Source organism: Streptomyces sp. NPDC056883, assembly GCF_042788835.1.
GTDB classification, from domain to species: domain Bacteria; phylum Actinomycetota; class Actinomycetes; order Streptomycetales; family Streptomycetaceae; genus Streptomyces; species Streptomyces stoeckheimensis.
On record NZ_JBHUBS010000013.1, the window covers coordinates 16,116 to 29,229 of the forward strand.

Annotated in this window: 7 protein-coding genes; 5 read left to right on the plus strand and 2 right to left on the minus strand. The window is 72.9% G+C overall.

The window, feature by feature from the left end:
* Positions 1-102 precede the first annotated feature (102 nt).
* Positions 103-2,007 (minus strand): translational GTPase TypA, encoded by a 1,905-nt coding sequence (gene typA, locus ACFRU2_RS27750; protein ID WP_382976885.1) that lies wholly within the window; start codon positions 2,005-2,007, stop codon positions 103-105.
* Between the two features lie 368 nt (positions 2,008-2,375).
* A complete protein-coding gene (locus tag ACFRU2_RS27755) occupies positions 2,376-4,832 on the minus strand; it encodes an ABC transporter family substrate-binding protein (RefSeq protein WP_382976888.1) in 2,457 nt (818 codons plus the stop codon).
* Between the two features lie 363 nt (positions 4,833-5,195).
* On the opposite strand from ACFRU2_RS27755, the gene ACFRU2_RS27760 reads away from it, so the two are divergent.
* The 5 genes from ACFRU2_RS27760 (at position 5,196) to ACFRU2_RS27780 (ending at position 12,998) form a co-directional block, all read left to right on the plus strand.
* Positions 5,196-5,417: a hypothetical protein gene (locus tag ACFRU2_RS27760; protein ID WP_382976891.1), complete on the plus strand. Its 222-nt coding sequence runs from the start codon at positions 5,196-5,198 to the stop codon at positions 5,415-5,417.
* A gap of 104 nt (positions 5,418-5,521) precedes the next feature.
* On the plus strand, positions 5,522-6,346 hold the full coding sequence (locus ACFRU2_RS27765) for a hypothetical protein (protein ID WP_382976893.1): 825 nt from the start codon (positions 5,522-5,524) through the stop codon (positions 6,344-6,346).
* Positions 6,346-8,274 carry a fumarate reductase/succinate dehydrogenase flavoprotein subunit gene (locus ACFRU2_RS27770; protein WP_382976895.1) on the plus strand — a complete coding sequence of 643 codons (1,929 nt, stop codon included), beginning with the start codon at positions 6,346-6,348 and terminating at the stop codon, positions 8,272-8,274. Before ACFRU2_RS27765 ends, ACFRU2_RS27770 begins: the two co-directional genes overlap by 1 nt.
* On the plus strand, positions 8,271-9,044 hold the full coding sequence (locus ACFRU2_RS27775) for a succinate dehydrogenase/fumarate reductase iron-sulfur subunit (RefSeq protein WP_382976898.1): 774 nt from the start codon (positions 8,271-8,273) through the stop codon (positions 9,042-9,044). The genes ACFRU2_RS27770 and ACFRU2_RS27775 overlap by 4 nt, the downstream gene beginning before the upstream one ends.
* A gap of 84 nt (positions 9,045-9,128) precedes the next feature.
* Positions 9,129-12,998, plus strand: coding sequence for a protein kinase (locus ACFRU2_RS27780; RefSeq protein WP_382976901.1), 3,870 nt, complete (start codon positions 9,129-9,131; stop codon positions 12,996-12,998).
* Positions 12,999-13,114: the final 116 nt, after the last annotated feature.

A 13,114-nucleotide genomic window follows, 5' to 3' on the forward strand; every position in this document is an offset into this window, starting at 1 on the left:
CAAAAGCGAACAGCCCCCTTCGTCACGGTGTACGTGACGGAGGGGGCTGTTCACAAAAGCCCGTACCGGGCAGGACCCGGGTGTGACCCAGGTCCTACGCGACTACTTGCCGGACTTGGCGCGCGAAGCGGTGCGCGAGCGGTCCTTCTGGTCCAGGACGACCTTGCGGATGCGGACGGCCTCCGGGGTCACCTCGACGCATTCGTCGTCGCGGCAGAACTCCAGGGACTGCTCCAGGGAGAGCCTGCGCGGGGGCACCACGTTCTCGGTGTTGTCCGCGGAAGCCGCACGCATGTTGGTGAGCTTCTTCTCCTTGGTGATGTTCACGTCCATGTCGTCGGAGCGCGAGTTCTCGCCGACGATCATGCCCTCGTACACCTCGGTGCCGGGCTCGGTGAACAGGACACCGCGCTCCTGCAGGTTGATCATCGCGAACGGCGTGACCGAACCGGAGCGGTCGGCGACCAGCGAACCGTTGTTACGGGTCACCAGCGGGCCGAACCACGGCTCGTGGCCCTCGTGGATCGAGTGGGCGATGCCCGTACCGCGGGTGTTCGTCAGGAACTCGGTACGGAAGCCGATGAGGCCGCGCGACGGGACGACGAACTCCATGCGGACCCAGCCGGAGCCGTGGTTCGACATGTTGTCCATGCGGCCCTTGCGGACGCCCATGAGCTGCGTGACCGCGCCCATGTGCTCCTCGGGGACGTCGACCGTCATGCGCTCGACCGGCTCGTGCACCTTGCCGTCGACGATCTGCGTGACCACCTGCGGCTTGCCGATGGTCAGCTCGAAGCCCTCGCGGCGCATCTGCTCGACCAGGATGGCGAGCGCGAGCTCACCGCGGCCCTGGACCTCCCAGGCGTCCGGGCGCTCGGTGTCGAGCACGCGGAGCGAGACGTTACCGATCAGCTCGCGGTCCAGACGGTCCTTGACCTGGCGGGCGGTGACCTTGCGGTCCTTGACCGCGGACTTGGCGTCCGCGCCCTTGCCGCTGCCGCCGCGGCCGACCATCGGGGAGGTGTTCGTACCGATGGTCATGGAGATCGCCGGCTCGTCGACCGAGATCAGCGGGAGCGCGATCGGGTTCTCCGTGTCGGCCAGGGTCTCGCCGATCATGATGTCGGGGAAACCGGCGACGGCACAGATGTCACCCGGGCCCGCCACCTCGGCCGGCTTGCGGGTGAGCGCCTCGGTCATCATCAGCTCGGTGATGCGGACGTTGGAGATGGTGCCGTCACGCTTGATCCACGCGACGGTCTGGCCCTTGCGGAGCTCGCCCTGCTCGACGCGCACCAGCGCGATGCGGCCGAGGAAGTTGTCGGCGTCCAGGTTGGTGACGTGGGCCTGGAGGGGCGCCTCGTCGTCGTACACCGGGGCCGGCACGTGGGCCAGGATGGTGGAGAAGAAGGGCTCCAGGCTGTCGCTGTCCGCGGGGACGGTGCCGTCCTCCGGCTTGGTCAGCGAGGCCACGCCGTCACGGCCACAGGCGTAGACGATCGGGAACTCGATCTGCTCCTCGGTCGCGTCCAGGTCCAGGAACAGGTCGTACGTGTCGTTGACGACCTCGTCGATCCGGGAGTCCGGGCGGTCCGTCTTGTTGATGCAGAGGATGACCGGCATGTTCGCCTGCAGGGCCTTGCGCAGGACGAAGCGGGTCTGGGGCAGGGGACCCTCGGAGGCGTCCACCAGCAGGACGACGGCGTCCACCATCGACAGACCGCGCTCGACCTCACCACCGAAGTCGGCGTGGCCGGGGGTGTCGATGATGTTGATCGTGATGGGCGCCCCGCCGTCCTTGGGGTGGTACTTCACCGCCGTGTTCTTGGCGAGGATCGTGATGCCCTTCTCACGCTCCAGGTCGTTCGAGTCCATCATGCGGTCGTCGAGGTGCTGGTGGGCGGCGAAGGCACCGGCCTGCTTGAGCATGGCATCGACGATGGTCGTCTTGCCATGGTCGACGTGGGCGACGATGGCGACGTTACGGATGTCGTGGCGCGTGGGCACTTCGGCGCTTCTCCCGGGATCGTGGATGGCGACGCGTACGGTCCGGCACGCGCGCCTCGACCGGGCGGAAAACCTGCCACGGCCTTACCCCATCGTACGTCGGCTGGCGGGAACTGCCTGCCGGGGGGTCTGTCAAGAGGCCGGACGACTGAGCAGGACCGGGTCCTGGGTGGGGGGACTCGATCACGGGTGGAACCGGTAAACACGCGGGTCAACGGGTATCTACGACCTTGCCCGCCGGGTGATCCGGCGGGCAAGGGACTTGAGTCACATCTGAGCTTGAGACCTTCGAATCAACCCCGGATGCACCCGTTCGTCATCACTTCTTCGCCTTGGTTCCTCGTCGTGGTTCTTCCGGGTGCTTCGCCTTAGTTCTTCGGGTTCTTGTCCTTGGCCGCGGCCGGCTTCTTCCAGCCGATGTCCTGGTAGCGCGGGGCTCCGAGGCCGAAGGCTCCGGCATTGGCCAGACCCGGCTTCACGGCCACCAGCTCGGGGCGCTGGTAGAGCGGGATGGACCCGGCCGTCGCCCAGATCCGGGCATCGGCCTTGCGCATCAGGTCGCGGGAGGCCGCCTCGTCCAGCTCGCCGAGCGCCTGGTCGAAGAGCTGGTCGATGTGGTCGGTGCCGACCCGGGTGTAGTTCTGCTCGACCAGCAGCGAGCCGTCCGCGGCCGGCTCCGGCTTGGCGAAGATGGGCCGGGCGTCGGTGGCCGGGTAGGCGGTCGCGGGCCACGAGTAGAGCGCCAGGTCGTACTGGCCCGAGGCGATGTGGTCCTTGAAGAAGCTCTCGTCCGCCACCTTGGTCAGCTCTGTCTGCACACCGACCTTCTGCAGCATCTGCGCGATCCGCTCTCCGACCGTGCGCAGCGCCTCCGAACCGGGGCCGGCCGGCAGGACGAAGCGCAGGGCGAGGGGCTTGCCGTCCTTGGCGAGCATGTTCCCGGAGGTGCGTACGGCCTGCTTGGCGGGGGCCGGGGCGGTGCTCGCCTTGGCCGGGTCCGCCGGTTCGGCGGCGGCCTCGGCGTCGAGGGCCGGGCTGCGCTTGCCGTCGTCCACGGCGTCGGCCTGGGCCGCGGCCTGGGCGCGCAGGTGCTGCTCCTGGAGGTCCGCGAACGGCTCCGGGGCGAGCACCGGGGAGGGGCGGTTCTGCGCGCCCCGGCCGTCCTGCCCGCTCGCCGCGAAGGCGTCCGCGTCGACGATCTCGCCGTCGTGGGCGGAGCGGTACCGGCCTTCGGGCAGGTCCGCGCCCGCCGGGTCCTCGGGGCCCTCGGGGCGGTCTGGGCTGTCGGCGGGGAGGGTGTCGCGCAGGGCGGCCACGGCCCGGGCGGCGTCCCCGGGCTTGCCGTCGTCCTGGCCGACGATGTAGAGGCCGTCGTTCCCGGTGCCCGGGCCCGCGGCGGGGCCCGCGGCCGGGCCCGCGGGAGTCTTGGAGTCGTCCGTCTCCTTCGCGGCCTCCGCGCCGGCCTTCGCGCCCGCCGGCTCGGTGATCTTGCCGCCGCGGCGCCAGCCGGCGTCCGCGAGCAGGGCCTGCGAGGCCTGGGTGTCCTGGCCGCCGAGGGCGTCGCTGTTGTCGGCGTACGCCTGCTGCCCGGCCAGCGCGAGGTGGCTGCCCACCGGCTTCGCGGGCAGGCCGAGCGGCTTCAGGACGATGTCGGCCAGCGCCTGGCGGTCCAGGGCGCGGGCCACGGCGCGGCGTACCCGTTCGTCGGCGAGCGGGCCGCTCGCCCCGTTCATGGCGAGCTGGGTGTAGGCGGGCTCCAGGGACTTGCGGACGGTGAAGCCGCGCAGGGCGCTCTGCTCCTCGGCGTACCGCTTCACCGACTCCGCGTGCTTCTGCCGGGTGGCCTGCGCCTCCTTGGCCTTGTCCTCGTCCAGTCCGAAGGCGAGCGCCCACGACAGGGTGGCCTGCGCGGCCGTCACCGAGGCGGCCGGGCCGTGGGCCCCGTCGGCCTTGGCGGCGTCGCGGCGGGCCAGGGCGATCCGGTCGGCCCCGGTGCGGTCGATCTCCGCGAGGTCGAGCTTGCCGGCGGCCAGTGCGGCCGGGCGTTCGGAGCGGGGCACCGCGGTGAGGACCAGGGTGTCGAGCTTGGCGGGACTGCCCCACCAGCGCGGGTTGCGGGTCAGCGAGGCCGTCCCGGTCTTCTTGTCGATGGCGCCCAGTCCGAAGGGTCCGGCGGTGACCTTCAGGGCTCCCCGGGCCCCCTCGTTGAAGCTCTCCGGGGTGCCGGTGACCTGCTTGGGATAAAGGGGACTGAACAGGGAGCGCCAGTCGGCGTACGGCCTGACGAAGGTGACCTTGACCTCCAGGTCCGTCTTGCCGCGCTCGATCTTCTCGATCCGGTCGTAGCCGGCGTTGCGCGCCGTCCAGTACGCGGAGTCCTTGCCGTTCAGGGCCCGCCACTGGGCGACGAAGTCGGCGGCGCCGATCTCGCGGCCGTCGCTCCAGACCGCCTGCTGGTTGAGCTTGTACAGGACGACCTGCTTGGGCTCCCGCTCGACGACCTCGGCCTTCTCCAGGTAGTCGGGATTGGCCACCGGCCGCCCCTTGCCGTCCAGCACGAACAGCTGGGGCAGTACCGCCCCGGCGATCCGGTTGGTGGTGGTGTCCGCATCGGCCTGGAAGGCGTTGAGGGTGCCCGGCATCGAGTCCACGGCCCACCGCAGCACCCCGCCGTCCTTGACCTTGTCGCGGGTGGCGGCCGCGATGTCCTGCCCGGCGGCGGCCGGGCCGCCCTCGTCTTCACCCGCGCCGCAGCCCGCGAGCAGCGGCAGTGCAAGAACTCCCGAGGTCAGGAGCGCCAAGGACCTGCGCCTTCTCTGGGACATGGGTGGTACCTCCGGGACGGGGCGTGGGGGGAGCCGTGAAAGGGGATGTTTTGATCACGTTCGGCGGTATATGGAGCTGATCACACTGGGTGCCGAAACCCACTGAAATCGACACCCCGCCGTACCCGTCGCAGCCGACCCCCGCCACGCCGCGAACCCCACCCGTGCGGACCAATCCGGCTTGCGTTCCGGGCGGGCGTTCCTCCGTAAGAGGGATGAAAATGGGGGCAGGGAGGGGCGCACGGTTCGCGCCTGCGCGCCCGCAATCGCTGCACGTCCCTTCACAACGGGGGACGGGAGGCGCGACACTCGCAGGCGCACATGAGCGTTGCCACCGCACTCAAGCGGAAGTGAGGGCAAATCATGTCCCTGCAAGACGATTTGACCGCCGTACGGCGCAACCTGAACGAGCTGGTCCGCTCCGTGGAGCAGCTGGAGAGGGATGTCGCGCGGCAGGCGCCGGCCGCCTCCCGGCCTCCCGGCGCGGGCCCGATGGTCAGCGTCCCGGACACCCCGTACGACAGCACGCTGTGGACGGACTCCGACGACGAAGGTCTCGGCGCCCGCGACCGCCGCGCTCCCTGACCCACCCGCTCCCGCACACCCCGCGACCCCGCCGGACCCGGTCACCCGCAGCGACGGCGGCCGGGTCCCCGGGGCACCCCTCATCACTCCACCCGGAGTCCCTCTTGGCCACAGGCACCCAACCATCCCCACAGCGGCCCGGCGGCGTCCACGACGCCTCGCGGGCCGCGATCGCGGCCCGGCACCTGCGGACCGACCGGTGGTGGCTCTCCCCCGCCGGCACCGCGGCCGGGCTGCTCGCCTTCATCGTCTACTCGACCTGGCGGGCCTTCGCCAACGCCGACTACTACGCGGCGCCGTACGTCTCCCCGTTCTACTCCCCGTGCCTCGCGGAGAACTGCGCCGAGATGCGCGGCGGCCCGAACCTCGACCTCTTCGGCAGCTGGTGGGGCCTGTCCCCCGCGCTGCTGATCCTGGTCTTCCCGCTCGGCTTCCGGCTGACCTGCTACTACTACCGCAAGGCCTACTACCGGGGCTTCTGGGCCTCGCCGCCGGCCTGCGCGGTGGCCGAGCCGCACGCCTCGTACAGCGGTGAGACCCGCTTCCCGCTGATCTTCCAGAACATGCACCGGTACTTCTTCTACGCGGCGCTGCCGGTCGCGGGCATCCTCACCTACGACACCGTGCTGACCTTCCGCGACGAGCACTACGCGTGGGGCCACATGGGCCTGGGAACCGTGTTGTTCCTCGTCAACATCGGGCTGATCTGGGCTTACACGCTGTCCTGCCACTCCTGCCGGCACATCATGGGCGGCCGCCTGAAGCACTTCTCCAAGCACCCGGTCCGCTACCGGCTGTGGGGCTGGATCAGCCGCCTCAACACCCGTCACATGCAGCTGGCGTGGGCCTCGCTGATCAGCGTGGCCCTGTGCGACTTCTACGTGTACCTGCTGGCCAGCGGCGCCTTCACCGACCCGAGGATCTTCTAGTGACCCAAGTGGAACGGCAGCAGTGGGACGTGGTCGTCGTCGGGGCCGGCGGCGCCGGGCTGCGCGCCGCGATCGAGGCGCGCGAGCGGGGCGCCCGTACGGCCGTGATCTGCAAATCCCTCTTCGGCAAGGCCCACACCGTGATGGCGGAGGGCGGGATCGCCGCCTCCATGGGCAACGTCAACGAGGGCGACAACTGGCAGGTCCACTTCCGCGACACGATGCGCGGCGGCAAGTTCCTGAACCAGTGGCGGATGGCGGAGCTGCACGCCAAGGAGGCCCCGGACCGGGTCTGGGAGCTGGAGACCTGGGGCGCGCTCTTCGACCGCACGCCCGACGGGAAGATCTCGCAGCGCAACTTCGGCGGGCACGAGTACCCGCGGCTCGCGCACGTCGGCGACCGGACCGGGCTGGAGCTGATCCGCACCCTCCAGCAGAAGATCGTCCAGCTCCAGCAGGAGGACTTCAAGGAGTACGGGGACTACGAGGCCCGGCTCAAGGTCTTCCAGGAGTGCACGGTCACCCGGGTTTTGAAGGACAGCAGTCTGAAGGGCGGGCAGCGGGTCTCGGGGGCCTTCTGCTACGAGCGGGAGACCGGGCGGTTCTTCGTCCTGGAGGCCCCCGCGGTGGTGCTGGCCACCGGCGGCATCGGGAAGTCCTTCAAGACCACGTCCAACTCGTGGGAGTACACCGGCGACGGCCACGCGCTGGCGCTGCTCGCCGGGGCGCCGCTGCTGAACATGGAGTTCGTGCAGTTCCACCCGACCGGCATGGTCTGGCCGCCCTCGGTGAAGGGCATCCTCGTCACCGAGTCGGTGCGCGGCGACGGCGGGGTGCTGCGCAACAGCGAGGGCAAGCGGTTCATGTTCGATTACATCCCGGACGTGTTCAAGGAGAAGTACGCGCAGTCCGAGGAGGAGGGCGACCGCTGGTACGAGGACCCGGACCACAACCGGCGACCGCCCGAGCTGCTCCCCCGCGACGAGGTGGCCCGTGCCATCAACTCCGAGGTCAAGGCCGGGCGCGGGTCCCCGCACGGCGGGGTGTTCCTCGACGTGTCCACCCGGATGCCGGCCGAGAAGATCAAGCGGCGGCTCCCGTCGATGTACCACCAGTTCAAGGAGCTGGCGGACGTGGACATCACCGCCGAACCGATGGAGGTCGGCCCGACCTGCCACTACGTGATGGGCGGCATCGCGGTCGAGTCCGATACGGCCGCCACCCTCGGGGTGCCGGGGCTGTTCGCCGCCGGTGAGGTCGCCGGCGGGATGCACGGCTCCAACCGGCTCGGCGGGAACTCCCTCTCCGACCTGCTGGTCTTCGGCCGCCGGGCCGGGCTGCACGCGGCCGAGTACGCGGCGCGCGACGCCCCGGCCGTCGGCGGGCGGCCCGAGGTGTCCCAGGCGCAGATCGACGCGGCCGCCGCGGAGGCGCTGGCCCCGTTCCATGCCGCCGAGGGCGCGGAGAACCCGTACACCCTCCACCAGGAGCTCCAGACGGCCATGAACGACCTCGTCGGGATCATCCGCCGCGAGGGCGAGATGGCCCAGGCCCTGGAGAAGCTCGCGGGCCTGCGCGTACGGGCCGCACGGGCCGGGGTCGAGGGGCACCGGCAGTTCAACCCGGGCTGGCACCTGGCCCTGGACCTGCGCAACATGCTGCTGGTCAGCGAGTGCGTGGCCCGCGCGGCCCTGGAACGCACCGAGAGCCGGGGCGGGCACACCCGCGAGGACTGCCCGGCGATGGAGCGGTCCTGGCGGCCGGTGAACCTGCTGTGCCGGCCCGTCGACCCTGCTCCCTCGGATCCGGCCGCGGACCGGATCGAGCTGACCCGGGTGCGCACCGATCCCATCCGATCCGACCTGCTCGCGCTCTTCGAGAAGGAAGAGCTGGTCAAGTACCTCGCCGAAGAGGAGCTCTACGAGTGAGTACCTACGATGCCGCGTTCCGGATCTGGCGGGGCGACGCGGAGGGCGGTGAGCTGCGCGACTTCACCGTGGAGGTGCACGACGGGGAGGTGGTGCTGGACATCGTCCACCGGCTCCAGGCCACCCAGGCGTCCGACCTGGCGGTGCGGTGGAACTGCAAGGCGGGCAAGTGCGGTTCGTGCAGCGCGGAGGTCAACGGGCGGCCGCGGCTGATGTGCATGACGCGGATGTCGACCTTCTCCCGCGAGGAGACGATCACCGTGACCCCGCTGCGCGCCTTCCCGATCGTCCGCGACCTGGTGACGGACGTGTCCTTCAACTACCAGAAGGCGCGCGAGGTGCCCGCGTTCGTGCCGCCCGCGGGGGTGGCGCCGGGCGAGTACCGGATGCAGCAGATCGACGTGGAGCGCTCGCAGGAGTTCAGGAAGTGCATCGAGTGCTTCCTGTGCCAGGACACCTGTCACGTGGTGCGTGACCACGAGGAGAACAAGGGGGCCTTCGCCGGTCCGCGCTTCCTGATGAGGGTGGCGGAGCTGGACATGCACCCGCTGGACGCGGCGGCCGAAGCGGGCCTGGACCGCAAGCGCACGGCGCAGGAGGAGCACGGGCTCGGCTACTGCAACATCACCAAGTGCTGCACGGAGGTCTGCCCCGAGGGGATCAAGATCACCGACAACGCCCTGATCCCGCTGAAGGAGCGGGCCGTGGACCGCAAGTACGACCCGCTGGTGTGGCTGGGGAGCAAGATCGGGCGGCGTTCCGGCACATAGCCGCCCCCAGCTGTTCACTTCGCACGACAGAATGCCCCCTGAGCAACGTCGTTGACGTCATGTCAGGGGGCTTTCGCGGTGCGGGTGGGGGATCAGCTGGCGGGCCGGTACCGCCTCGAACAGCGGCTCGGCAAAGGCGGCTTCGGCGAGGTGTGGCGGGCGCACGACACGGCGCTGGACCGGGCCGTGGCGGTGAAGGTGCTCCTGGAGACGGCCATGGCCGACGAGGCCGTCGCCCGCTTCCGGCGCGAGGCCACCATCGGGGCGCGGCTCCAGCATCCCGGCATCACCGTCGTGCACGACGTGGGACAGGAGGAGGGCCGGCTCTTCATCGTGATGGAGCTGCTGGAGGGCGAGGACCTGCGCAGCACGCTGTCCCGGGTGCCGGGCGGGCTGCCGGTGCCGGTGGCGCTGGAGCTGGCCGCCCAGGCCGCGGAGGCGCTGGCCGCCGCGCACGAACGCTCCGTGATCCACCGGGACTTGAAGCCGGCCAACCTCTTCCTGATGCCCGGCGGGCGGGTCAAGATCTGCGACTTCGGCATCGCGCACTCCTCGGACGCCACGGCCGGCTGGACGGTCACCGGCCGGATCTTCGGGAGCCCGCCGTACATGGCCCCCGAGCAGTGGCGGGGCGAGCGGGTGGACGCCCGGTGCGATCTGTACGCGCTGGGGTGCGTGCTGTACGCGCTGCTGAGCGGGGAGCCGCCCTTCGGGGAGGGCGAGGTCCCCTACGTCCTGATGCGCCGGCACATCGAGGACCTGCCGCGCTCGCTGCGGGAGACCGGTGCGGTGGTCGCGCCGGAGGTGGAGCGGCTGGTGCGGCAGCTCCTGGAGAAGGACCCGGCGGACCGGCCGCGCTCGGCGCAGGCCGTGGCCGCGGCGATACGTGTCCTGGCGGGGGGCGGGGCCCCGGCGGGGCACGGGGCTCCGACCGGGAGCGGGGCGCGGGACGGGTCCCTGCCCGGGAGTGACGGCCGGAGTGGGGCGGACGGGGGCGGGAGCGGAGGCCGGGGCGGGCCGGGGGCGGGATCCGGGGACGGGTCCGGGCCTGGGTCCGGGCCTGGGCCTGCGGACGGGTTCGACGCGGATGGCCGGGGTGGCATCGAGGTCGGGACGGGGTCCGGGGTCGGGAACGGGTCCGGCCGCGGGGGCGGGGCGGAGGCCTGGCCCGGGGGCGGGTACGGCGCGGAGGACCAGGCCGGGGTCCGGGCTGGGTCAGAGGTCAGAGCCGGGGTCGGAGCCGGGGGCGAGGCGGAGGAAGAGGCCGTGCCCGGAGGCGGGTACGGCGCGGAGGACCGGGCCGGGGTGCGGCCCGGGGCAGGGGTCGGAGCCGGGGGCGGGGCGGAGGCAGAGGCCATGCCCGCAGGCGGGTACGGCGCGAGGGACCAGGCCGGGGGCCGGCCCGGGGCAGGGGTCGAGGTCGGAGCCGGGGGCGGGGGCGGGACGGAGGCAGAGGTCAGGCTCGGAGGCGGGTACCGCGCGGAGGGCCAGGTCGGGGGCCGGCGCGGGGCCGGGGACGGGATCCGCGGGGGGTACGGCGTGGACGAGCGGGCCGTTGGGGGCGAGCCCGGGGACGGGGACGGCGTGCGCGCCGGGTTCGGGGCTGTCGGCGGGGGCGCGTCGGAGATCCGGGGCCGCGGTGAGGAGGAGTCCGGGGTGGGGGCCGGGGAGGTGCCTGCTGACGTGCGGGCGTTCGTGCGGGAACTGCTGTTGGAGGCCGAGGTCGGGCTGCGGGCGTTGGAGCCCGGGGACGAGGCGCGCATCGACGTGCTGACCGTGGCCGCCGACGCCGCGGCGCGCTTCGACGCGGAGCTCGCGGGGCGGCTGCTCGGCGACGCCGAGATCGCGGCGTGGGAGGGCGGCCGGGGCGACGGGGCGCGGGTGGCCCGGCTGCTGACCCGGCTGGCCAGGGCCACGTCCACCCGCGCCCCGGCGCGGGCCCGGCGGCTGCTGACCGACGCGCAGCAGGCGCTGTTCACGGTGTTCGGCTCCGACCGGGAGGGCCCGCTGTGCGAGGTGGCGGAGGAGCTGGCCGTGGTCGCCCCCGGGCAGGCCGCCCGGATCGCCGCGGACCACTTCGCGGAGGCCCGGACGGACAAGCGGCTCCGGGCCCGCGTCGCCACGGCCGTCGCGGCGGCCGATCCCGCCGAGGCCGAGCTGCAGTTGGCGCTGATCCCGGACGCCGGGCAGCGCGGGGCCGCCACCTACGACATGGTGGTGGCCGTCGCCCCGCACGACGTGGCGGCGGCCCTGCGGCTCAGCGAGCGCATCGGCTCCGCCGGGGGACGGCTGCTGGCGCTGTGCCAGGTGGCGCGCGACCGTTCCGGGTCCGGGGACCCGGCGGGCGGGGCCCGGGCGCTGGAGCAGGCCGAGGAGGAGCTGCCGCGGTTCCTGGAGGAGCGGGCTGCCTGGCTCCGCGAGGAGGCGGCGCAGCACGCCGGGGAGGGCCGCTCGGACCGGGCGGACCGGCTGCGGAAGCAGGCCGACGCCCTGCTGGGCGGCCGCCCCGCGGAGGCCGCCGACGCGAAGACCGACCACGCCCTGGCCTCACTGGCCGCGGCGCGGGCCTACCGGGACCAGGACGCCCGGCCGCCGCTGGACGAGGCGGCGGCGCGGGAGTGGGCCGGCCTGGCCCGGAACCGGCCGGACCCGGCGCAGCGGTCCCTGCAACTGGCCCTCGGTGCCCGGCTGTCCGTGGGGACGGGCCGGGTGCCCTGGCTGGCGGAGGCCACCGCCGACGCCGGGAGCCCGCCGCCGTTCGGGATCAGGGCCCTGGGCGGCCCGGACGCGGGCGCCGGGTTGCGGCTGCCGGGGCCCGGGCCGAAGCGGCGTACCGAACCCGGCGCCCGCGCCTGGCAGACGGATGCCCGGCCGGACGCCGCGTACGCCGCCGGCGCACACGTGGTGTCGCGGTCGGGGCCCGAGGTGGGCTGCGTACGGGCCGGGGAGGGTACGACCCGCTGGACGGCCCGCTCCGACGAGGGCGTGGGCCCGGCCGCGCCCCCACTGCCCGGGACGGGGCCGCTCCTGGTGGCCTGCACGGCGGACGCGGCCACGGTGTACGTCGAGGTCCGGCGCGCCGGCGCGCCCGGGGTACGGCTGCTGGCGCGCGAGCCGCGCGACGGGCGGGTGCGGTGGTGGCGCGACCTGCCCGGCACGGAGCCGCTGTCCGGTACCGGAGGCGCCCGCCTCCCCGGGCCGCGGCCGCTGCGCGCCGTGGGTCCGGTGCTGGTGCACGGGGCGCCGGGGGACCTGACCGCGCTGCGGGCGGCGACGGGAGAGGTCCTGTGGCAGCGCCCGGTTCCCGACCCGACGACGCGCTCCCCCGCCGCGGTGGGCGACTGCCTGGTCCTCGCGGACGATCTGCGGCTGCGGGCGCTGCACCTGCCGACCGGCCGCCCGGTGTGGTCCTTCCAGCGGTCCCGCCCCACGGCACGCACGCTGCACGATCCGCGGCTCGCCGGGAGCGGCCTCGTCCACCTCCTGGACGAAGGCGCGGTGCTGGCCCTGGACCAGGGCTCCGGCCGGGAGGTGTGGCGCAGCGCGCCGGGCGTACCGGCGGAGGGCCTGCTCGTCGAACACGGCACGGTGTACGCGGTCTCGCACGCGTCGGAGGGCCGGGAGAGCCGGGACGGCCATGACACGCTCCACGCGCTCGATGCGGTGACGGGCGCGCTGCGCTGGATGCGCCAGGTGGCCCGGTGCGGCGGGGCGGGGTGCGGGTTCGAACTGCTGGGGCTGCGTCCGGGCGGTCTGTACGTCAAGGTCCCCCAGGGCGGCCGGCGCGGTCTCATCGGCCGCTCCTCGGACCCGTACGTGGTGGTCCTGTCCCCCGCCTCGGGCCGACCGCGCCGGTATTGGGACCACCCGCCGCTGGCCGCGGCCGGCGCCCTCCTGGTCGGCGACCACCTCGTCCTCTCCCGCCCGGAGCTCACGGCGTACGGCCTGCCCTAGGGGCTGTCGTGGCCCGCAGTCTCCGGGTGCGGGAGGGTGAAACCGCCCATACTCTCCCAAATGTGACTCCGCCGAGAAGCAGCACGAAGAGACGCACCACCGCCGAGATATCCGTC

Coding starts and splice junctions, on each gene's coding strand:
- ACFRU2_RS27755 (WP_382976888.1), bottom strand. CDS start 4,832: ATGTCCCAGAGAAGGCGCAGGTCCTTGGCGCTCCTGACCTCGGGAGTT.
- ACFRU2_RS27760 (WP_382976891.1), top strand. CDS start 5,196: ATGTCCCTGCAAGACGATTTGACCGCCGTACGGCGCAACCTGAACGAG.